Consider the following 21,381-nt stretch of genomic DNA (forward strand, 5'->3'; position numbering starts at 1 on the left):
TGTTGAGAGGTAACTGACGGAGGTCAGGTGGTGTGTTGTCACGATAAAATGATCCATGATCGTGGCATATTAACGACAGGTGGCATGCCACGCGGTGGGAACTGGAATGAACCGGTTCCCACCGCTTTTTGCTGGAGCCGTTTCAATTGAGCTTGGAAAAGGATACCTGCTCTAACGTTGGCGGATACAAGTACGTTTCAGCTTATAGCTTCGTCGGAAGGGGCGATAGATCGACTCCACACTGGAGAGTGGAAACAGAATGCGGGAAGGGACTCTGCCTTTGCCCTGCAGCTCGATATAGTCAATTCCCACACCCACCAGTCTGATATTCCGGAACGCGTTGCGGGAAGGGAAGGTCGTACGAATCCCTACTCTTTCACCTCTCCGCGTGCGCGGTATATCGAATACACGAATGGAATTCAGGCTCAGCGGAATAAATAATTGATGATTTACTTTGATAAAATTACGCGGGAATACCTTCTGAATGCGTCCAGGCTCCAGACCGGATCGCGGGGTGTTCAGTTCAGCGATATGCCCCTGGAATTGGGCCAAGCGCTGTTGAAGGGTTTTGCCTGTACGAAGATGATGCCAGCTCATAAGTCATCCTCCGTTCATCATTTATAGCTAGTATATGAATGAACAGGGGAGGAAGGTGAGCAATTGACAGCCCATGTTCGTAGTGCTCTGTTTATATTGAGCTTGGAAAAAGTGAATAAGGAAAAACGAATAAGAAAAGGTGCAAGCTAGAGATAAAACCTCTCTAAAGCTTGCACCTTTGTTCAGGTTCAGATAATCAGGTCTCAAAGACACGTAACGAGACTAAAATTGAACGAGCGTATCTACCTTGACCGGAAGACCGGTTGCAATTGCACGATTGGCTGCAATACCTGTCAAAATCGAACGGGCGCCGTCCACGTGATCTGCCGCGCGATGGAATGGATCTTCTGCCGGCTCACCAAACAGGTCGTTCAGCAGCACAGGATCACCGCCGCCGTGACCGCCTTCCTTTTCCTCCACTTCAACTTCATAAGGAGCACCGAACATGGGAAGCACACGTAGTGTTTTGCCGATTAATGCCCCTTCCTTACTCTTGTCACCCAGCGAGTTGACGTAGGACTGTTCTACAATGTTCATCTCCAACCGGCCTTTTGTGCCGTTGATGGCGATGTGATAACCTTCCCATGGCTGGTAAGCGACAAGGGAGTAAGTCAGAATGGCTTTGTTGCGATACTTGACAAGCACACCCATCGTATCTTCAATGTTGATGCCATCTCCGAATACACTTTGATCCCGCTGATATCCGTCCTCGGTTTCGGCATCCAGATACATCGATTTCAGATGTGCATCCGAATCCAGATGCAGGGCGAACGGGTCTTCCTGCGCAAGCGGGTTGCCTGTTGCACGATTATAAAATTGAGTCACGCCGCGATCCTCGGCGTTTTCTCTGCCGTAGAACATCAGATCTCCGAAGGCAAATACCGTCTCAGGCTGCGAACCGATCCAGAAGTTCACCAGGTCAAAGTGGTGAGTGGATTTGTGCACCAGCAGACCGCCGCTATTGCGCTTGTCCCGGTGCCAGCGCCGGAAATAATCTGCGCCGTGGCGGGTATTCAGCAGCCACTCGAAGTGCACGGAGGTTACTTTTCCAATCGTATCGTTCAGAATAAGCTCCCGGATTTTGGTGTGATGCGGTGCATAACGATAGTTAAAGGTTACGCGTACATGCTGTCCTGTACGTTTAACGGCGTCCAGAATCTCCTGGCATTTCTCTTCGTCAATGGTCATCGGTTTCTCGGTAACAACGTCACAGCCCAGTTCCATCGCACGAATAATGTACTTGTGATGCGTCCGGTCTACGCTGGTAACAATGACGTAGTCGGGCTTCTCTTGTTCAATCATCTGATCGAACTGATCTGCCGTGTATGTTGGCACTTCAGGGTAGTTATACTTTTCTCGCAGCAGCTGATTGGCATAATTCATACGAACCTGATTAATATCGCAAAAGCCGACGAGCTCGGAAGTTTCGCTGAAATCCCGGGTCAAGGCTCCATAGAAAAATTCAGCCCGGCCGCCAGTACCGACCAATACATATCGTTTCTTGTTACCCACGCATATCGCCTCCTTGAATATAGGTCTAGCCTATAACAAAGGAACACTTCTTTCGCCGCATTTTTTGCGTAACCGCTTTCAAACACCGCATATTTTGCTATAATTGTGGCAAAGGAGAGACCGAATATGACAGAAGCCATTCGTGCGGAATACCGGGATGAAACGGGTTATTTACATATGGAATACGATCGTCGTATCGGGTATTTTTCCATGACGGACGATCATTTTCATGACCATTATGAGCTTTATTACCTGCTGTCAGGTGAACGTATTTATTTTATCAAGGATCGCTCTTATCGGGTGAAGGCAGGTGATCTGGTGTTTGTCGATCGCAACACGGTGCATAAAACACTTGAAAGCGGCATGCCTGACCATGAACGGATTGTTCTGTATGTGAAGCCTGAGTTGTTTGCCGCAATGGCCGTTGAATCAGCATTGACAGATGCACTGACAGAGCCGTTTCGCTGGGATGTGCCGATTGTCAGGCTGCCCGCTCAGAGCGCGAAGGTGACTGAGGGAATTGTGACCGAAATACTGAAGGAGATGCGTCATCCTGATGAGGGTACGAGCATGGTGCTTCGTCACAGGACGCTAGAGCTGCTGCTTCATACGTATCGCTACCGTCACTTGGGCCGTATACATATGAGTGAGCAGGACCCTGTTCTTCACCCGAAGATCCAGACCGTAGTCCGCTATCTGAATGACCATTATGCTGCGGCATTGACATTGCCGGAGACCGCTGCCCGGTTTCGAATCAGTCCACATTATCTCAGCCGACTGTTCAAACAAACGACGGGTTTCACCTTCAGCGATTATTTGAATTTGCTGCGGGTAAAGGAGGCTCAGCGTCTGCTGCGTGAAACGGAGCAATCCGTCACAGACATCGCCCTGCTTGCGGGATTCGGGAATTTTTCACATTTCGGCAAGGTGTTCAAGCGTATCGTGCAGTTGTCGCCCAGAGCGTACAGGCAGGAGTTCAAGAGCGGTATGGGGTCAGGAAAATAAAATCAAAACCAGGGGTATATCAAGTTTTGGTGCATTGTGCAAACAACTTTCATGTTATACATCGCATTATATAATCATGTCAGGATGTATTTTATTTAATTGTACATAAAGGAGATGGAATGCTGTTTATGAGTAGAATCGATGCCAGACTGCAGGAGTTAGGATGGAGGCGTAAGTTCTGATGACAGATAAGGGGGCAATTAATTCGATTATGCTGGACTTTCCCGAGAGTATTCAGACGGAAAGGCTGACCATTCGTGCTCCGCGGTGGGGAGACGGCAAAGAGATGAATGAAGCCATTCGGGAAAGTGCCGAGCAATTGCGACCCTGGATGCCCTTTGCCGAGAATATTCCTTCAATAGAAGAGTCCGAAATCGTTGTACGCAAAGCCAGATTGAAATTTATGGACCGCAGTGACCTGATGCTCCAGTTGCGGGATCAAGCTTCGGATGAGTTTATTGGCTGCAGTGGTTTGCATCGGATTGACTGGAATGTGCGCTGCTTCGAGATTGGCTACTGGGTGCGAACTTCGCGCTCGGGTGAAGGGTTAGTCACAGAGGCGGTGCGGGGAATCGAACAATTTGCGATCATGCATCTGCAGGCCAATCGGCTCGAAATTCGCTGTGACTCCCGAAATGTCCGCAGTGCAAAGGTGGCTGAACGGGCAGGGTACACGCTTGAAGGGATTTTGCGCAAGGTCAAGCAGGATCGCACAGGTGCATGGGTGGATATGATGGTTTTTGCCAAAGTCAGAGGCAGTGAGTTTAAATAAAAAGAAAGAAGTATAGAGGAAAATCTAAGTGGGTGTGATATTGTGACCATGCAGAATAAACAAGATCAGGACCATAGGTTCTTACTCAGGGGAATCAATTGAATGGAACGTCAGGAGGACAATGAATTGGAATGCATGGGTCAAGGAAGAACAGCGGAGATTTATCCGTATGCGGATAATCTGCTGCTGAAGTTATATCGTCCAGGTTTTTCAAGGGAAGCCGTAGAAACTGAATTTCGTATTAGCCAACGGGTCTATGAGAAAGGGCTCCCTGTACCCCGTGCAGTGCAGCTGCTGGAAAAAGATTCACGTCTGGGCGTTGTGTTTGAACGTTTTGAAGGCTCGACGCTGTTATCCTTAATGATGCAGCAGCCCGCAGAGCTGGAGCAGCTCTCATCCCGCATGGCGGGCTATCATTACCGACTCCACAGGTTACAGGATGGGAGCAGTACAATGCCTGCGCAGAAAAATATGCTGAAGCATGCCATCCAGCGGGTGTCCAGCTTCTCTGAACGTGAACGGGATTACCTGATCAACTACTTGTCCCGCTTGCCTGAAATGAGTTATATCTGTCATGGTGACTATCATCCTGATAATATCATGCTTGCCAGAGACGGTGAGCAGTATTGTATCATTGATTGGATGACAGGTATGACGGGTGATCCTGCGGGTGATGTGGCCCGAACGTGGGTAATATTAATGAGCGGCAATCTGCCGGATGATGAAGCACCAGCCATTCGGGAAGCATTCGATCGGGCCCGCAGCATCATGCTGCAGCATTATTTAGAGCGGTATATTGCTCTTTCAGGAATCACTCGTGAACAGATCGAAGCCTGGATGCTGCCTGTAGCAGCGGCACGGCTGGATGAAAGTCTGCCGCCCTCGGAAGCCGCGCAGTTGCTTGAATTTGTGCGAACCCGATTACGGCCGCTGCCCGAATCAATATAAACAACTCTAATATCAACAACATCATGAGATAAAGAGGTGAGGCTTCATGCTGCACGCGCTAAAAGCAATCCAAATGTACAAATCTAAATCAAAAGATACACAGCAGCATATAACAGCCGAGCCGCAGTGGCTGCAGCTGCTGGCAGCGGCAGAGAAGCCGCGCATTAATCTGGAGCGTGTTCACTCGATGGCTGAGCTTGAGCACACCAATGCGGTCATGGATTACACGGAGCGCACACTTCAGATACTGGAGGGACTTCGGCTTTCCTTTTGGATCCGTGAGCTGCTCGAGGAGGTGCTGGCCTGGTCGGAGACAGCGAAGGGTGGTTCGTTGGAACAGCGCAGAGCTTGGCAGCAGCAGGGCATTAACCTGTTTGTACATAATATTGGCTCAGCCCAGTTATACGAGCTGTATGCAGCATCTGCGATCCGGACACCAAGACATGAGATCATTCGCATCCTGATTGCAACGCATGGACTTATTGGACAGTATATTCGAGGCGAGATTCCATTTGTGGAGAACCTGCCTCTGCGCTCACTGACTGCCGAAGGCTGGGTTACCGATGGTGAACTGCGTGAAATATTGATGGCCTTGAACGAATGCATCATTGCAGGGGTGCATGAAGAGCTGTGGGGCCAGGTTCGGGACGAGGTGCAGCAAATCATAGGCTGGATTGTGGATGGAGCGGAGCACAGGGATTGGACTGTGAAGGAGCGTTTGTCCCGCCTGAGAAGCGGCTCGATCAGGCATGGTGAAGCTATGGACAAAACGTATGCCGAGCTTGGAAAGCAAATTGCTGTAGAGCAGCAGTTAGAACCTCTTGCTTCGCGTACCCTGTGGTACGTCGAGTCAGCCATGCGGGATTTTTCGCTGGAAGAGATGGTCAAAGTGTTCATGCTGGCACTTCACAGTGAAGAATGGAACCAGGGAAATATGAAGCACACGATAAATACGGGGAACGCGAAGAAAGCGGAAATCACGGAGAGCAAACAGATAGAGCAGCAAGATGAAGATTGTTCTGCGACTTCAATTCATCATATCAGCTTTGAGACGTTAATGAACACGATGTATTACGACTATAAGGGTGTCAAAAAGCTGAATATTTACAAGAAACGCATGATTGAAAAATATTTGGAGCAGTATTCGTGGGAACAGCTCATTATGGGGCAGCAGCTGCCTTATCCGCATCTCAAACATCGCATTGAACGATACCCGGACGTGCCGGATACGCTGTTTGTGACGTTTGAATTCTCACCTGCCGCAGAAAAACTGATTGCGTTCTGTATCGAAGCTGAGAAATCTCCATTGTATGAGCAGGCTGTGCTGTTGTTATTTGACCTGTTCGGGCTGCGCCGGGATGCATACGACCGTTTCCACAATGAGGAAACTTATCTTGCAGATATGAACAGCTCGGGGGATTACAAGAAGGTGCTGATCGACTATATTGTTGGCAAACGTGTGCTTGACATCGGTCCAGGCGGGGGTGTTTTGCTGGATCTGATTGAACAGGAAAAGCCCGAGGTGGAGCCGATCGGCATTGATATTTCGTCCAATGTAATTGAAGCGCTGGAACGTAAGAAGCAGCTGGAATCCCATCGCTGGCATGTAATGAAGGGGGATGCCCTGCAACTGGATCAATATGTCGAGGCTGGCACGGTAGATACGGTCATTTTTTCCTCGATTCTGCATGAGTTATATTCATATATTGAGCGGGACGGACACAGATTTAATACAGATACGGTGGCCGCTGCGCTGCGCAGTGCTTTTCAAGTGCTTTCTCCGGGGGGAAGAATTCTTATTAGGGACGGCATTATGAGTGAGCCGGAGTCATTGAAACGGCGTATTCGTTTTCTGGAGCCGGATGGCATGCAATGGCTGGAACGTTATGCTGCGGATTTCAAAGGCCGTGTGATTACGTATGAACGTCTGTCGGATCATGAGGTTATGCTCCCGATTAATGATGCAATGGAGTTCCTGTACACGTATACCTGGGGTGAGGAGGCTTATGTGCACGAGATTCAGGAGCAGTTCGGCATATTTACACCGCAAGCTTATGAGCAGTGCATCCGGGAGACGCTGGGCGAAGAAGCAGATATTTTGATGCTGCGTCATTTTCTGCAAGATGGCTATACCGAGGCGTTGGCAGAGCGGATCATGATCATGGATGAGCACGGTGAGCCTGTGTCCTTGCCGGACAGCACCTGTCTGATTGTGATTGAGAAGAAGGGAAGGATACGTGCATGAGCCAGGAAGCTCACACACGTCTATATTTTGTAAGACATGCGGAATCCCGATACGTCGAGGACATGGAGCGTGAGCGCGGGCTGACGGAACAGGGGTGTCTGGATGCCCGGAAAATTGCCAATCTCATGCAGCAAGAAGCTGTAGACATTTTTTACTCCAGTCCATATCTCAGAGCTGTGCAGACCATCCAGATTTGGGCTGAGTTCTGCGGGAAAACGGTGTGCGTGGAGGAGGATTTACGTGAGCGAACGCTGTCAGGCCCTCATGTGAAACATGAGCATTTTCATGAAGCCAAACGGCGTTTGTACCTTGACGCTTCGTTTGCTTTTCCAGGTGGAGAATCAGGACAACAAGCGCGGACAAGAGCAATAAGCGTAATAGAACGAATTGTGCAGAAGCATGCAGGAGAGAGCATTGTGATCGGTACACATGGGGATGTGATGACCCTTATTTTCCAGCATTTTGACCCGGCTTACGGGTTCGAATTCTGGGAAAGCACAACGATGCCGGATATATACAGACTGGATCTGGATAGGAATCACCACATGCTGCGGATTGCTCGAATGTGGAAATGATGACAGAATGGAGCAGCTCATATGAAAATTACATTTGAATCGGATACATATACAGTCGAAGGCCTTAGTGTAAAACCGCTTCAAGACAGGACGTACTGTATATTTGATCTGGAAGGAACCGGGATCGATATAGCTGTGGAGAGTGTGACGCAGTTTGGTGCGATGTATTACAAAAGGGGAGAAGCGGCCGATAAGGCAAGCTTTGCTTCTCTGGTTCGGGCGTGCAAACCGATACCGGAAGCAGTAGAGAAGCTTACAGGCATCAAGAACGAAGCGATGCTGCAGGCGCCACATTTTGATGAGGTATATAAGCAATTTTGCAGTTTTATCGGGGATCAGGTGCTGGTGACTCATGCGGGATATGAATATGATCTGCCCATGCTGGAGCGTCATTGCAAGCAGTTTGGCTTAAAGATGTTCACGAATAAAGTGCTGGATACGAAAGCAATGTTCACTTATATTCATCCCGAGGTAACGGATGTGGTATCTACAGATTTTCTTATTCATTATTACAATCTCAATACAGAAGGCATTCATAGACATGATGCACTGGAGGATTGCGGGATCATTGCCCGGATTTTCGAATGTGTACTGGAGGAATATGAGCAGCGTGGTGTAGATCATTTTACAGCGGATTCAGGAAAACGAATGAAACGTTTTGTCATACCGGAGATGTATCTGACAAAAGAGAAAGGAGATTGAACAGCATGAAAAGAGACGATGTACACACCCTGCTCGCGGAATTGAAGGATGGACATCTGCTTGATGATCAGAACTTCAAAGGGCTGGATGTAGATGCGTATCTGGATGAACGTGATGAACCTTCCTTTGCAGACGAATGGATGCAGGCTTATGAACGATATGCGGGTGATTCGGCTGTGGCCGAGCAAGAGGTGCTGCGGAGTATTCGAGAGACAGCATTTAAACGCACGATTACGTTGACAGGTGAGCCGGAGCTGGCGGGGTATGTTAGCGATGACTTTGGGCTGATCGGCTGTTATTTGCTGCAGAAGCACGAACAGAATGATTTTGTGAAGCAATTGTTAGGAAGTTATCGTCAAGGAAAGCTGCCCCTGGGTTGATACCAGGGGTTGTTTTGTTTCATCCCTCTGCTGTATTTGTATAAAAAAGAGGCTTCAAATGTGTATTGTGTGCTGATGCCAACTTCATGTACAATTCACCTATCACGTTACATGAGAATGATTATCATTATAAATTAAACCATTCTCATAAGCACGAAAACAGATTAGATATAGGGGGAAGGGCATTATGGCAAGGCTAAGTTACAATATTCAAGGGTGGTTACTTCTGCTGCTGATCGCAGGATTGGTGTTATCCGGGTGCGGAGCAAATACAGCTTCACCTGCTAATCAACAGGGGGATGGCAGCAACAGCAGTACGGAAGCGCAACCGACGAATGCGGAGACTCGCGTGGTTCAGGATGAATACGGGGAAGTTACGATTCCGGTCCATCCTCAGCGAATTGCAGGCATATACGTAGAGGACTATCTCAAAGCTCTGGATATCACTCCGATTGTGCAGTGGTATCATCCCATGTGGGGAGTACAGGATTATCTCAACCTGGATGTGCCCCAGTTTGATATCACAGGAAGTGTAGAAGCACTGCTGGAATACAATCCAGACCTGATTATTGTGGATGGCGGGGTAGATGCTGCACAATACGAACTATACAAAAAGGTGGCACCCACCTATCGTATACCGGAAAAGGTTCTTGAGGACTCCAATCAAGTCCTGGCAACCGTTGCTGATGTCGTAGGGCAGCCAGAGAAAGGCAAAGCATTTAGCGAGCAGTTTAAACAAAAAATTGCAGATGCCAAAAATGCATTGCATACTTCCATTGGAAATGAAACCGTTGCTGTTGTAAGGCTTAATGTTGCGGATAAAGGGCTGGCATTATTCGGAGCCAAGAACAGGTATACAGGCTTCATCTATTCTGATCTTGGGCTGACACCTCATCCGCTGGCTCGGGATATGCAGGAATCTCAGGAAATTCTGTCCGAAGAAGCCATTCCGAGTCTCGATGCCGATCATATCATTGTGTTTCCTTCCAATGGAACCTGGGATTCCAAAGAAAACCAGGAGGCTGTTCATATATTGGACGGAAAACTGTGGCAGTCCCTTCCTGCAGTCAAAAACAAACAGGTGTATTTCATGGAAAGATCCCACTGGCAGTCAGGAGCAGTTATTGCAAACTCGATGAAGATCGATGATCTGTTGAGTAAGATGACACCATAAAAGAAACGTTCTGGCTAAGGAAGTTCTTCAGTTTATATTGAAGAGCTTTCTTTTTTCGTTTACACTCAACTAAATGATAACTATTCTCAAATGAGGAAGATGAATAAACATGCACTCGCCATTGTTACACATGACAAACACACCTTGGCTCTTTTCCCTGCAAGCGATACAACATATTGAATTTTCATCGAATACGTATGCAAAGTATGCCTGGAATGCAGACGACATTTATTCGTTTATCGTTGTCATTCAAGGAAAAGGCGTTCTGGAGTACAAGGATGATAAAACAAGCATAGATCCGGGTTCTGTCTATATAGCAGCGGGGCCAGAAGATGTGGAGTTCTCTGTAAGAGCTGATTCTGGGGCAGAGTTGGCATTGAAATTGTACAAGATCGATATGCAAAACATGGCTGACAAGTATCGTAGACATCCGGAGCCGGGTGAGAATGCTTGGGAACAACATGATGTTGTTAACCCCAATGTTAGTGCCAATGTTGATTCAGATGCTGGTCCCACACTGAGCACTGCAAGCATTCCAATGGTCAAGACGTTTGCTTATGTGCCATGGAGTGCATGTCTGGAGTATATAGAGCAGCTATACCGTCAGCAATTCTCTTCAGATTGTTATGAAAAATGGGATGTACAGATTCGGTTTCAACAGTGGTTCCGGGATATGGTTCGTCAAAATGATGCCGGGCTTGAGGTGCATAATGATCGCCTTTCTCTACAGGAAACCGTTCATTACATTGATGCACACTATGATCAAATGATTACAGTGGATGAACTGGCTTCACGCGCTGGTCTTTCCAGAGCAAGTTATACACGCCATTTCAAGAGATCGACGGGACAGCTTCCACTCGACTATGTGAACCGGGTTCGACTGGAGCGATCCAAGCAGCTTTTACAAGTAACCGCTGATCGCTTGCATGAGATTGCGAGTCGTGTGGGCTTCAGCAATGAATATTATTTCAGCCGTCGTTTCAAACAGTACACGGGTGTTTCACCTGGTGTATACCGCCGCAATCATCGGCAGGAAGTGCGTGTGTTTGCTCCTTATCTGGAGGATTTTCTGCTGGCGTTGGGAATCAAGCCGATCATTCAGGGCTCACATCGTGCTTGGGGGAGACAGCGTTATTTGCAGCTGGATGATGTACCTGAATTTGACGTAAGTCAGCTGGATGCTGGTTTTCATGCAGAACATACCCCCGAATTCATTATGCTGGACATGGGATATAAGACGTGGAATCTGGATCGCCTTGAACAGGTTGCCCCCGTTTATTATGTAAATCATGACGGAGAGGACTGGCGTACAATCCTGAAAGCAACGGCGGACATTCTTGGCAGAACTAACCGGGTGCAGGACGTTATTGAAACGTATGAACACAAGGTTTCAAGAGCGAGAAGACATCTGCATGACCGACTGCGTAAGGAAACGGTTGCTTTCCTTCGAGTCTCTGCTTCCGAGATCACGCTGTATGGTGATGAATGCGGTTATGTTGGGCCAATCATCTATCAAGACCTTGGCCTCCGCCCGCATCCATATGTGCAGAAGTGGACACGGGGTAAGCGCGGAGTGAGCATTGGGCTGGAGCAGTTAAACCAGCTGGATGCTGATCATCTTTTAATTACCTTTGATACACGTAATTCATGTGATTTCGGAGAGGAACGCCGTCTGCTGGACAGACAGGAATGGAAGCAGCTTCCTGCAGTGAGGCGCGGCAACGTTTATGAGGTAGATTTTATGTCATGGATGAATTACGGTGTGCTCTCACACAACAAGAAAATCGACGATATACTGCGGTTTATGGGGTAAAGCACGCAGGCTTAATTCAGGCTCTTTCAGCGTTGGCTGAGGGAGCTTTTTGTTTATTCTTTTTAATGAAGATTTGATTTTTACAAAAATAATGAATTACGCAGACAAAAACCTGAACCGATAGTCCTTGACGCTGGCTGTGCAACATAACATTAGAGAGAAGGCAGATATGCATAAGTGAAGCTGCCAATCATTCACAGCCACGGACGGCAGACAGGAGAGCTGCAATGATAAAACGGGTAATGCTGTTAGAGGACGGTACGGCAGAGATGAAAGGGATAACTCCTAGTATCGGAGCTGCTCTTGCAGCGCTAAGGGAAGCAGGATGGTCTGTTCCCACGGGAATGGTCGTGACGACAGATAGCTGCCGTGCATGCTGTGCCCGTCCTGGAGAGCTTTCGGATGAGATGAACGGGGAAATAGGCAATGCTATCAGGCAATTGGAGCAGCAAACGGGCAAGCTTTTTGGCCATACAGACCATCCGCTGCTGCTTCATGTACAGGCAGATTCATTGGTTGCTCCAGCTACGGCTGAAGCATGTGTCATCCCATATGTCGGCTTGAATGACGATACGGTGGAAGGTTTTGCCCGTCAGACAGGCAATCGGGTGTATGCGCTTCAATGTTACCTGACTGAAATACAGCACTATGGGCACATCAAGTATGGCATCGCCTATCCAGCCACAGTGCAGCCTATTGATGTCCAGCGTTCTTCTGGAGAAGCGGAGCTCGAATGGTCCATTGCCGAGTGGAAACAGTTAATTCAGAAGAAGAGTGGCCATCCGTTTCCGCAGGATGTGCGGCTGCAGCTTCAAGCAGCGATACATGGGGTGTCTTTTTCCAAATCGAAACAAGGGTTGTCTTTTTCCAATCAGAAGGAAAGTTCCGTTGAGATTTTAACATCACAACCGGAGCCTACAGCTTGGCCCGTGTTTATACATGCAGTCAGTCAAGGTAAATATAGCGATTTGAAAGGTAAAGGCAGCGTATATACACGTAACCCGGCAACGGGAGAAAGAGGCATAATAGGAGACTACTTGCCAGCTGAAAGCCAGTCGGGCATGCTGCACGCGCTCTCTTATTTGAAACGGCATGATTCAGAACGGTATACAGAGCTTGAAATGATCTGCACAGAATTGGAGAAACGAACAGGGACAGTGCTGGAGATCACCTATACGGTAGATTCGGTATCCATCTGTTTAGAGCATATTCGGTCCGCGTTGTTAAGTCCGGCTGCTGCGATCAAGAGTGCAGTAGACCTTGTGATTGAGGGAGTAATTCAACCAAAACATGCTATTCTACAAATGAGATCAGACCATGTAGCGGAGGGCATGAAACAGGAAATACCGGAAATGAAACGGCTGCTGGAATGGGCTGATGAAATAAAAGATATATCGATTCTCGCAAAAGTGGAAGAAACGGCTGATGCCTTGCAGGTTAAGGCCTGGGGGGCCGACGGAATTGGCTTGTGTGTAACCGATGCGATGTTCATGTCTCCACATAGAAAACCTTTTGTGCAGAAGATGATGCTGGCAAATACGGAAGAAGAACGCAGGCGTGGTCTGGAACGATTGCTGCCGATGCAGCAGTCCGACCTGGAAGTTCTTTTTGAAGCCATGAACGGTCGTCCGGCAGCGATTCAATTGTTTGATTTTTCTCGCTTCGAGCAGGTTCCAGGTCGAGGTGAGGGAGATCAGCATGGCGACCAGTTGCACATTGATCTATTTGAATTGTATGAAATGCAGCTTGAAGCTGTTTTCCGGGCGGCTGTACGATGCATTCGTGAAGGGTTATGGGTACGTCCCGAGATTCTCATTCCGCATGTCGAGCATGCACAGAAGATGCAGGACATAAGAGAACTGGCAGATCATGTGGCAGTACAGGTGCTTGGTGAGGAGAGGAGGCACTGCATATATAAGGTAGGCGCTGTAATTTCCTCACCAAGAGCGGCATTGACAGCGTCACAGATTGCGAGATACGCGGATCTTATTTTGTTTGCCGGAGATGAGTTGAGCGAAACGACTCCGAGCTACATGCCTGAGGGAGCGGAGCAGCAGCAGGAGGATTACGCAACGATGTTGCAGACGGAGCCCGCCCCTTTACGGAAACTTGATATCGAAGGCGTTGGTCGTTTGGTTGAACACGCGGTGGCTCAGAGCCGATTGCGCAAGCCGCATCTGAAAACGGTCATATCAGGTGAGCATAGCAGAGACGTGCAGTCGATGGCATTGATTCAGCAAATCGGACTTGACGCAGTATGCGTCAGACCAGAGCACATACCATGGGCCCGGGTTGCAGCAGCACAGGCGGTGATCCGACAGGTAAAAGAGAAACAAAATACTAGCGAGGATGAGGATATATCAACCATTGCCTAAATCTTCATTTTAAAAAACACTGATCCAATGTGGACCTTAATGGAACAGTACCCCGAAAACTGTTATACTGAAATATGCGTTTTGTAAAATGAACGTAAAATATTTCAGATAAGGGTTGAAATCGACCATGTTTACATCGACTAAAAAAAGCGGGCAGACGTCATCACGGGCCTTATTCGCCGTTTTGTTTATTTTAATGCTGCTGAAGTTATCGCTTCTGCGGTATTTCTTTTTCAACGGACTGTCGGGCTTGGGGCTGTTAACAGATGCACTTGCTGCGCTCACCATTGTGTGTGTGCTTGACCTCATTGTGCCGCTCAGCTGGAAACGCACGGTGTACGCGATATTTAACGTGCTCTTTTCGCTAATCCTGTTTGCAGCGACACTTTATAACGCACATTTCAGTTCGGTTCCTACCTATACCGCTCTTAGCGAGCTGGGGCAGGTTGCGCAGGTGAGAGGAAGTATAGGGCCGTTGGTTCGGCCGACACACTTTTTGTTTTTTGCAGATATCATTCTTGCTGTGCCGATCTGGTGGATCAGACGCCGACGCATTAGACGCAGCAATGCATATCACAGCAGTTATAGCGACAGCCATCTGACATTTGGCAGAAAACGCAGCAGCTATTGGGGCAAGCTTGGAGTTGCACTTACCGCGGCCTTCTGTATTATCTGCTCAGGCAGCTTTATCGTCAAAGGAGAAACGATTGACAACGAGCTGGTGCGAGCCGAAAATCTCGGTTTTCTGAACTACCAGGTATCCTCGGCTATTCTGACAAGCAAGGAAAATGAAGCGATCGCTAACGGTAACATTAACGAAACGATTGCCAAAATCAATGAACTGGTAAGCAAGTACCCTTATCAGGACAAAGCAAAGAACGGTGCAGCCGTAAAAGCAAAATATTTCGGCCAGGCCAAAGGCAGCAATCTGATTGTGCTTCAGCTGGAGTCCTTTCAGAACTTTCCGATTAACGCTTCGCTGAATGGTCAGGCATTAACGCCAGTTTTAAACAATCTTGCGAAAGAAAGCTATTATTTTAATCATTTCTTCCAACAGATCGGGCAAGGCAATACATCGGATGCGGAGTTCATGTCGAACACATCGATCTATCCTACGGGGGTTGTGCCGATGTCAGCGGGGTATAGTGATCGTGATCTTCCTAGCTTGCCCAAGCTGCTTGCCAAGGAAGGGTATGAATCCGAGACGTTTCACGTAAACGACGTGACCTTCTGGAATCGTAACAAAATGTATCCTGCCCTTGGTTTTACACGTTACTTTGATAAACCAAGCTTCACCAATGACAAATTTAACGATTTTGGTCCATCGGACGAAGAGTTATATCGGGTCGGTGTGGAAAAAATGACTGCGCATCAGGCTGCGAGCCAGCCGTTCTATGCCCAGTTTATTACGGCCTCGAGCCATTCGCCGTTTACCGTGCCAGCAGACCGCGCGCGAATTGAAATTCCCGCGACGATTACCAATAAACTTCTGCATGATTATCTGCAAGCGATCAATTATACCGATTATGCGGTTGGTCAGCTCATTCAGGAATTGAAGGCAAATGGTTTGTGGGACAACACAACTCTTGTCCTATACGGAGATCACTTCGGCTTACCTGAAGAGGAGGAAATTACGCAACAGATTCAGGCTAATCTCAATATCCCGTATGACGGTAAAGTAAGCCGCTTCAACATTCCGCTGATGATTCACACTCCTAAGCAAACGAAGGGGCAAGTGATAGAGCAGCCGGGTGGTCAGCTTGATATCTTACCCACAGTAATGAACCTGATGGGCGTCTCGCTGAAGCAGGAAAACTTCACTGCATTCGGGCATGACCTGCTGAATATGGATCATAATGCATTTGGTATTCGTTATTACTTGCCAACAGGCTCGTTTGTCAACAATGACATCATGTTTATCCCTGGTGCAGGCTTTGATGACGGGACAGCTTACTCGCTTAAAACGTTTGAGCAGGTGACAGATCTGGAGCCATACCGTTCAGACTATGAACATGTGCTGAATCTGATGAAGCTCTCTGACGAGTATGTGAAGCTGCTGCCGAAACGAACACCATAAGGGAATGAACGGTAGGATCAGCAAGCGAGCGTTTCGAACGCTGCCAGCATAAACGCTGGCAGCGTTTTTTATGTTTTTAGCACAAAGGAATGCCGGAATTCTTTCTTTGAATTGTTTGTGCATATCTCTTTTTTCAACTGGCATGAAGAGCCATAACGTTTGAAACTGTAATTTTTAATGTTACAATGAACAAGTAAGAAAAATAAAGACGACATACTTCACGAGCGAGAGGAATGAATATATATGAAACTGAGCGTATTGGAGCATGGACACATCAGTGAGGGACGTCAGGTACAGGACGCCTTGCAGGAGGCTGTTACGTTGGCACGACATGCCGAGCAGCTGGGATATTCCCGATTCTGGATGTCAGAGCATCACGGCGGCGGAGCATTGTCCTTCTCCAGCCCGGAGGTTATGATCGCACATGTGGCTGCTCATACGGAACGTATTCGGGTAGGCTCAGGAGGCGTGATGCTGCCGCATTACAGTGCGTATAAGGTAGCCGAGAATTTTCGTCTGCTGGAAGCCCTGCATCCGGGCCGGATTGATCTCGGCATCGGACGGGCGCCGGGAGGCATGCCACTCGCCAGTCGGGCGCTGAATGAAGGCAAAGCCTCCAATATACACCTTTTCCCGCAGCAGATTGCTGACCTTGGCGGTTATTTCCATGAGCAGCTGCCCGAAGACCATCGGTTTACTTCTCTTGTAGCCGGTCCTTCCGTTTCCACCGTTCCCGAGGTATGGCTGCTCGGTTCCAGCTCGGAAGGGGCAAGAATTGCCGCGGCACAAGGTACAGCGTATGCTTTTGCCCAGTTCTTTGGAACTCCGGGTGGTGAGGAAGCAATGAAGCATTATCGCCGTCACTTCAAACCTTCGATTCTGAACGACAAGCCGCATAGCATGATTGCGGTATCGGCCTTCTGTGCAGAAACCGAAGAAGAGGCGGCCGAGCTGGCCCGCAGCAATGAACTGTTTTTCCTGCGCCTTGGGCGGGGACTGGAGCAGCGCTCGTTCCCTTCGCTGGAGACGGTGAAAAATTACCCTTATACAGCGATGGAGCTGGAGCAGATTAGGCAGCGCCGTTCCTTCTCCATCATCGGTACACCGGATCAGGTGAAGGAAAAAATTATCGCTATGGCTGAACGCCACGAAGCCGATGAAGTCATTATTGCATCGGCCATTCATTCGTTTGAAGCACGTCTGCGCTCGTTCAGCCTGATTGCAGAAGCGTTCGGACTCAAGCAGGAGTAACAGGGTCAGAGCGGGAATGGTATATTAATGATAGAATGGAATGCTGCTTGTTTTGTTCTGGGCAGATCAGCAGCATTCCCGTTTTTATTTTTTGGCTGCTTCAGAGAGAGAGGAGATTACCTTGCGCAGATGTGTTATAAGTGACATTCACGGCTGTTATGATGAATTCAATGCATTGCTTGAGCAGGCTGGTTATGATCCTTCGCAGGATGAGTTGATTTTACTGGGTGACTATGTGGATCGAGGTCCAAAGAGCAAGCAGGTCATTGAACAGATTATGCAGCTGAGGCAGGAGCACGGGATCGTTGTACTTAAAGGCAATCATGATGCCATGATGGTTAAGGCTCTGCAGCATGACGTGCAGGAGTATGATCTGCACTGGATTCGCAATGGGGGCTTGCAGACGCTGGCCAGTTATCTGCAGGTGTCTTACGACCCGGAACAGATGGATTGGCAGGCTTATGCTCAGGATAAAGAATGGATGCGCTCTCATTACAGTGAACATCTGCACTTTCTGGACAAGCTTCCGCTGTCGTATGAGATCCCGGGTTACATTTTTGTACATGCCGGGATTAACCCGGATGAAGCCGATTGGAGAAGCCAGTCTGAACGGGATTTTATCTGGATTCGTGAACCTTTTTACACTAGGCCGACAAATCTTCAGGAAGTGGTTATTTTTGGACATACACCTGTCATGAACCTGCATGATGAGCATGGAGTGTGGATGGACCCGCGAGGAGACAAAATAGGGATCGACGGCGGCTGTGCCTATGGCGCACAGTTGAATCTGCTGCAGATTGACGAAGAGGGCAGGATCGAGACTTTTTATGTGAAAAAAGGACAACAGGCTCCAAAGCCTGAAAATGAACTGTAAATATCATTGCACGAACCTGGATTAATGTGCTAATTTATAGTGTTATACATGTTGTCTGTGTAATCTATCAGGATACATATTATATTGATGTGAGGGGAATGAAGCGAGCTTGGCTATTTATAATCTGGATCACTTGCAGCACCATATTTTACTCTGTAACGGCGGAACATGCATGCGTAATGAGGGGGAAGAGGTTACTCAGGCGGTGCGGGACGAAATCGCGAAACAGCAGGCTGGAGGATTTATTCATACAACGCGCACCAAATGTAATGGCCGCTGTGACGACGGGTGTGTAACGATCGTATATCCGCAGGGAGACTGGTATGGTAAAATGACGCCGGAATCAGGCCGGGAACTCGTGCAGGCTCTGTGTAATGGGGACAAACTGGACAAACATCTGATTGCTAACGTAGCCAAAACCTCTGCTAACTAGCTGGCATGGTGCATTTTAATTATAAGGCCGCCCTTTGCATGACATGTAATTAATTCGCTGTAAAGGGATTGGAATTAAGACGTATAAGCGCTATAATCAGTAAGGTATGATTTAATATAGACTAGAATTGAACTTAAATTCGAATTGACGGAGGGCAATGAATATGGAAAAAGCATTAATTTTCGGCCACAAAAACCCGGATACAGACACGATCTGTTCAGCGATTGCTTATGCAGACCTGAAAAGCAAATTGGGACAGGACGTTGAAGCGGTTCGTCTGGGCGAAGTGAACGGTGAAACCCAATATGCGCTGGATCAATTCAAGGTTGCAGCACCACGCTTGATCAAAACAGCAGCGAACGAAGTAAACAAAGTCATTCTGGTGGACCACAACGAACGTCAGCAAAGCGTAAGTGATATTGAAGACGTAACGGTTGTTGAGGTTATCGATCACCACCGCATTGCGAATTTCGAGACAAGCCAGCCTTTGTATTTCCGTGCGGAGCCTGTAGGCTGTACGGCAACGATTCTGAATAAAATGTACAAAGAAAACGGCGTGGAGATCAGCGCACCAATCGCGGGCCTGATGCTGTCGGCTATCATTTCCGATTCCTTGCTGTTCAAATCCCCGACTTGCACAGAGCAGGACGTTGCAGCCGCGCGTGAGCTGGCAGCGATTGCTGGTGTAGATGCTGACAGCTACGGTCTGGACATGCTGAAAGCCGGAGCGGATCTGAGTCAGAAAACAATTGCTGAATTGATCTCTCTGGATGCGAAGGAATTCGCTATGGGTACAGCCAAGGTTGAAATCGCGCAGGTAAATGCCGTTGACGTCAATGACGTGCTTGTAAAACAACCAGAGCTTCAAGCGGCTATTGAAGCGATCATCTCCAGCAAAGGACTTGACCTGTTCTTGTTTGTTGTAACAGATATCCTGAACAATGACTCTGTTGCCCTGGCTTACGGAGCATCCACCCAAGCGGTAGAGAAAGCGTACAACGTAACACTGGCAGACAACAAAGCACTGCTGAAAGGTGTTGTATCCCGCAAATCGCAGATTGTACCTGTGCTGACGGAAGCGTTCAACACACTGTAATTCGAAAAAGCAGTATAATTGATAACAAACAGCACAATAATGAAGCCTGCTCTGATCTTTCATCGATCAGGACAGGCTTTTCATGTCAAGGAGGAAGCAACTATGGCTCAGATTATTAAAAATGAAAAAATCAAGGCAGCCGAGGTACAGCTCACGGGTCTGAATGGAGAAGATCTGGGTGTCATGTCCACACGGGAGGCACTGGCGCTGGCTAAACAACATAAAGTAGATCTCGTATGCACGTCCCTGATGAGCAGCCCGCCGCCCTGCAAGCTAATCGGAGCCGGTGCGGCGCGTGAGGAAGCACAGCAGGCGAAGAAACAGGCGAGCAAATCCCCGGACAAACGCAAAGTAAAGGAAATTCGGCTGCAGCTCCAGATGGAGGACCATGACCGTGATGTTAAGCAGTCACAGGCAGAGCGTATTCTGAAAAAGGGAGATTCCGTGAAGTTTGTTATTCAGGTTCATGGTGTCAAAGAGGGCGAAGCAGGCAAAGCCTGGGCTGAAGAGCTTTGCAAAGCACTTAAAGATGTTGGAAGCAAGACGACGGGTATTCAGGTCAGCGGAAAACAAGTGGTTGTGCAGCTTGATCCGGTTAGCTGAAGGAGCTCGATTTAATCGCTAAACGCTTGCAAAAGGGTACGAACTCGGGATACGCAAATACCGACGACCGCCTACTCTCACATATAGTTGACCGGGCAGCACGGGAGAGGAGGCATCCGGATTGTCAGCGGAGCTGTTTTTGGCATAGCGGGATAAATACAGAAAGTCGGGATAAATAACCATATCCATTAAATATGCAGATACCCGGCTGCCCGGAAAGCGGAACTGATTCAAGGTTTGAATAATCTGCTCACCGCTTGCAATGCCGATTCCATGTCCGTAATACCAGTTCTCCCGCAGCATAATCGTATTTTCACCCTGCCATTCAGGTGTTGCGGGAGATACGTCGGGATTTTTGAAATACAGCACATCTCCAGGCAGGGCCGTTTCCTTGCCATTTTTTTCGATCAAACGAAGATCACTGTCATAATGCCAGTCAAACAGCAGGAGGTTACGAAATAAAGAATTAAAGGCGTCCTCACGGATGCTTCCAAGCACTCCTCCATACAGTACAATGACGGCGGCAGTTGCACATTCAAATGCGTATAAATGCCCGTTGTTCCATATATCTCTGATCCCGTTTGCAGGTGTTACATCCGGTCGAAGCTCAAACCCACCCTCGGCATTCCGATTCCAGAACACAGGATTACACCTGGAATTCTCGAAGGAGGCGAAGCTGACTCCGCTCCGATCCAGTCCTTCAGCTGCATTGACGAGAGATTCCCTTAAATGCCATTCAAAGTGCAGATGCTCCATAGATTGATATACGTATCGTTCCGGCCGGTTTTGAAGCTGCTGTAACCAATACCATTCGAAGGCTGACCACTCAGAGGGTGATAATTGAACTGCTTGATTAGCAACAATAATCATGGGGCAAAAAACCTCCGTTCTTAACTTACTTTTGTTAATACGGCAGGAGTGAGGTTAAATGTGAACATGTCGAGTGCTG

General features: G+C 48.1%; 19 protein-coding genes. 16 read left to right on the plus strand and 3 right to left on the minus strand.

Annotated elements, in window-relative coordinates; translation table 11 throughout:
* Nucleotides 1-171: 171 nt before the first annotated feature.
* Complete coding sequence (locus IEW26_RS17655) at nucleotides 172-597, minus strand: hypothetical protein (protein WP_188593273.1); 426 nt, start codon at nucleotides 595-597, stop codon at nucleotides 172-174.
* Between the two features lie 222 nt (nucleotides 598-819).
* A complete protein-coding gene (locus IEW26_RS17660) occupies nucleotides 820-2,109 on the minus strand; it encodes a Gfo/Idh/MocA family oxidoreductase (RefSeq protein WP_188593274.1) in 1,290 nt (429 codons plus the stop codon).
* Between the two features lie 126 nt (nucleotides 2,110-2,235).
* Between IEW26_RS17660 and IEW26_RS17665 the strand changes: the two genes are divergently transcribed.
* The 16 genes from IEW26_RS17665 to infC all read left to right on the plus strand — a co-directional run bounded on the left by IEW26_RS17665 (nucleotide 2,236) and on the right by infC (nucleotide 20,432).
* Nucleotides 2,236-3,114 carry a helix-turn-helix domain-containing protein gene (locus IEW26_RS17665; RefSeq protein WP_111270812.1) on the plus strand — a complete coding sequence of 293 codons (879 nt, stop codon included), beginning with the start codon at nucleotides 2,236-2,238 and terminating at the stop codon, nucleotides 3,112-3,114.
* Nucleotides 3,115-3,295: 181 nt separating this feature from the next.
* Complete coding sequence (locus IEW26_RS17670) at nucleotides 3,296-3,886, plus strand: GNAT family N-acetyltransferase (RefSeq protein WP_188593275.1); 591 nt, start codon at nucleotides 3,296-3,298, stop codon at nucleotides 3,884-3,886.
* A 102-nt stretch (nucleotides 3,887-3,988) separates the two neighbouring features.
* A complete protein-coding gene (locus tag IEW26_RS17675) occupies nucleotides 3,989-4,834 on the plus strand; it encodes a phosphotransferase family protein (protein ID WP_188593276.1) in 846 nt (281 codons plus the stop codon).
* 46 nt (nucleotides 4,835-4,880) lie between these two features.
* Nucleotides 4,881-7,079 carry a class I SAM-dependent methyltransferase gene (locus IEW26_RS17680; protein ID WP_188593277.1) on the plus strand — a complete coding sequence of 733 codons (2,199 nt, stop codon included), beginning with the start codon at nucleotides 4,881-4,883 and terminating at the stop codon, nucleotides 7,077-7,079.
* Nucleotides 7,076-7,654: a histidine phosphatase family protein gene (locus IEW26_RS17685; RefSeq protein WP_188593278.1), complete on the plus strand. Its 579-nt coding sequence runs from the start codon at nucleotides 7,076-7,078 to the stop codon at nucleotides 7,652-7,654. Before IEW26_RS17680 ends, IEW26_RS17685 begins: the two co-directional genes overlap by 4 nt.
* Nucleotides 7,655-7,675: 21 nt before the next feature.
* Entirely contained in the window at nucleotides 7,676-8,356 is a 681-nt protein-coding gene (locus tag IEW26_RS17690; protein WP_188593279.1) for a 3'-5' exonuclease, read from the plus strand.
* 5 nt (nucleotides 8,357-8,361) lie between these two features.
* Nucleotides 8,362-8,736, plus strand: coding sequence for an immunity protein PIM1 family protein (locus IEW26_RS17695; protein ID WP_188593280.1), 375 nt, complete (start codon nucleotides 8,362-8,364; stop codon nucleotides 8,734-8,736).
* Between the two features lie 187 nt (nucleotides 8,737-8,923).
* Entirely contained in the window at nucleotides 8,924-9,910 is a 987-nt protein-coding gene (locus IEW26_RS17700; protein WP_188593281.1) for an ABC transporter substrate-binding protein, read from the plus strand.
* Between the two features lie 109 nt (nucleotides 9,911-10,019).
* The gene (locus tag IEW26_RS17705) at nucleotides 10,020-11,723 is read left to right on the plus strand and encodes an AraC family transcriptional regulator (RefSeq protein ID WP_229729905.1); all 1,704 of its coding nucleotides are present in this window, start codon (nucleotides 10,020-10,022) and stop codon (nucleotides 11,721-11,723) included.
* Between the two features lie 227 nt (nucleotides 11,724-11,950).
* A complete protein-coding gene (locus tag IEW26_RS17710) occupies nucleotides 11,951-14,098 on the plus strand; it encodes a putative PEP-binding protein (protein WP_188593283.1) in 2,148 nt (715 codons plus the stop codon).
* A gap of 127 nt (nucleotides 14,099-14,225) precedes the next feature.
* Nucleotides 14,226-16,175, plus strand: a complete 1,950-nt coding sequence (locus IEW26_RS17715; RefSeq protein WP_188593284.1) for an LTA synthase family protein — start codon at nucleotides 14,226-14,228, stop codon at nucleotides 16,173-16,175.
* Nucleotides 16,176-16,418: 243 nt separating this feature from the next.
* Nucleotides 16,419-17,426: an LLM class flavin-dependent oxidoreductase gene (locus tag IEW26_RS17720; RefSeq protein ID WP_188593285.1), complete on the plus strand. Its 1,008-nt coding sequence runs from the start codon at nucleotides 16,419-16,421 to the stop codon at nucleotides 17,424-17,426.
* A 40-nt stretch (nucleotides 17,427-17,466) separates the two neighbouring features.
* Nucleotides 17,467-18,300 carry a metallophosphoesterase family protein gene (locus tag IEW26_RS17725; RefSeq protein ID WP_229729906.1) on the plus strand — a complete coding sequence of 278 codons (834 nt, stop codon included), beginning with the start codon at nucleotides 17,467-17,469 and terminating at the stop codon, nucleotides 18,298-18,300.
* A gap of 109 nt (nucleotides 18,301-18,409) precedes the next feature.
* On the plus strand, nucleotides 18,410-18,733 hold the full coding sequence (locus tag IEW26_RS17730) for a (2Fe-2S) ferredoxin domain-containing protein (protein WP_184186802.1): 324 nt from the start codon (nucleotides 18,410-18,412) through the stop codon (nucleotides 18,731-18,733).
* Nucleotides 18,734-18,896: 163 nt separating this feature from the next.
* Nucleotides 18,897-19,829, plus strand: coding sequence for a manganese-dependent inorganic pyrophosphatase (locus IEW26_RS17735; protein ID WP_111270799.1), 933 nt, complete (start codon nucleotides 18,897-18,899; stop codon nucleotides 19,827-19,829).
* Between the two features lie 111 nt (nucleotides 19,830-19,940).
* On the plus strand, nucleotides 19,941-20,432 hold the full coding sequence (infC, locus tag IEW26_RS17740) for a translation initiation factor IF-3 (RefSeq protein WP_145403738.1): 492 nt from the start codon (nucleotides 19,941-19,943) through the stop codon (nucleotides 20,430-20,432).
* 18 nt (nucleotides 20,433-20,450) lie between these two features.
* On the opposite strand, the gene tgl is transcribed toward infC, so the two are convergent.
* Entirely contained in the window at nucleotides 20,451-21,302 is an 852-nt protein-coding gene (tgl, locus tag IEW26_RS17745) for a spore coat transglutaminase TGL (RefSeq protein ID WP_188593286.1), read from the minus strand.
* Between the last annotated feature and the right edge of the window lie 79 nt (nucleotides 21,303-21,381).

It is taken from the genome of Paenibacillus silvae (assembly GCF_014639235.1).
In the GTDB taxonomy this organism is placed as follows: Bacteria; Bacillota; Bacilli; order Paenibacillales; family Paenibacillaceae; genus Paenibacillus; species Paenibacillus silvae.

What these genes read in the sequence shown, in the direction of transcription:
- IEW26_RS17705 (WP_229729905.1), top strand. Translation starts at nt 10,020, where the DNA reads ATGCACTCGCCATTGTTACACATGACAAACACACCTTGGCTCTTTTCC.
- IEW26_RS17690 (WP_188593279.1), top strand. Translation starts at nt 7,676, where the DNA reads ATGAAAATTACATTTGAATCGGATACATATACAGTCGAAGGCCTTAGT.
- IEW26_RS17725 (WP_229729906.1), top strand. Translation starts at nt 17,467, where the DNA reads ATGCTGCTTGTTTTGTTCTGGGCAGATCAGCAGCATTCCCGTTTTTAT.
- IEW26_RS17655 (WP_188593273.1), bottom strand. Translation starts at nt 597, where the DNA reads ATGAGCTGGCATCATCTTCGTACAGGCAAAACCCTTCAACAGCGCTTG.
- IEW26_RS17720 (WP_188593285.1), top strand. Translation starts at nt 16,419, where the DNA reads ATGAAACTGAGCGTATTGGAGCATGGACACATCAGTGAGGGACGTCAG.
- IEW26_RS17695 (WP_188593280.1), top strand. Translation starts at nt 8,362, where the DNA reads ATGAAAAGAGACGATGTACACACCCTGCTCGCGGAATTGAAGGATGGA.
- IEW26_RS17680 (WP_188593277.1), top strand. Translation starts at nt 4,881, where the DNA reads ATGCTGCACGCGCTAAAAGCAATCCAAATGTACAAATCTAAATCAAAA.
- IEW26_RS17735 (WP_111270799.1), top strand. Translation starts at nt 18,897, where the DNA reads ATGGAAAAAGCATTAATTTTCGGCCACAAAAACCCGGATACAGACACG.
- IEW26_RS17685 (WP_188593278.1), top strand. Translation starts at nt 7,076, where the DNA reads ATGAGCCAGGAAGCTCACACACGTCTATATTTTGTAAGACATGCGGAA.
- IEW26_RS17710 (WP_188593283.1), top strand. Translation starts at nt 11,951, where the DNA reads ATGATAAAACGGGTAATGCTGTTAGAGGACGGTACGGCAGAGATGAAA.
- IEW26_RS17700 (WP_188593281.1), top strand. Translation starts at nt 8,924, where the DNA reads ATGGCAAGGCTAAGTTACAATATTCAAGGGTGGTTACTTCTGCTGCTG.
- IEW26_RS17675 (WP_188593276.1), top strand. Translation starts at nt 3,989, where the DNA reads ATGGAACGTCAGGAGGACAATGAATTGGAATGCATGGGTCAAGGAAGA.
- IEW26_RS17715 (WP_188593284.1), top strand. Translation starts at nt 14,226, where the DNA reads ATGTTTACATCGACTAAAAAAAGCGGGCAGACGTCATCACGGGCCTTA.
- IEW26_RS17665 (WP_111270812.1), top strand. Translation starts at nt 2,236, where the DNA reads ATGACAGAAGCCATTCGTGCGGAATACCGGGATGAAACGGGTTATTTA.
- tgl (WP_188593286.1), bottom strand. Translation starts at nt 21,302, where the DNA reads ATGATTATTGTTGCTAATCAAGCAGTTCAATTATCACCCTCTGAGTGG.
- IEW26_RS17670 (WP_188593275.1), top strand. Translation starts at nt 3,296, where the DNA reads ATGACAGATAAGGGGGCAATTAATTCGATTATGCTGGACTTTCCCGAG.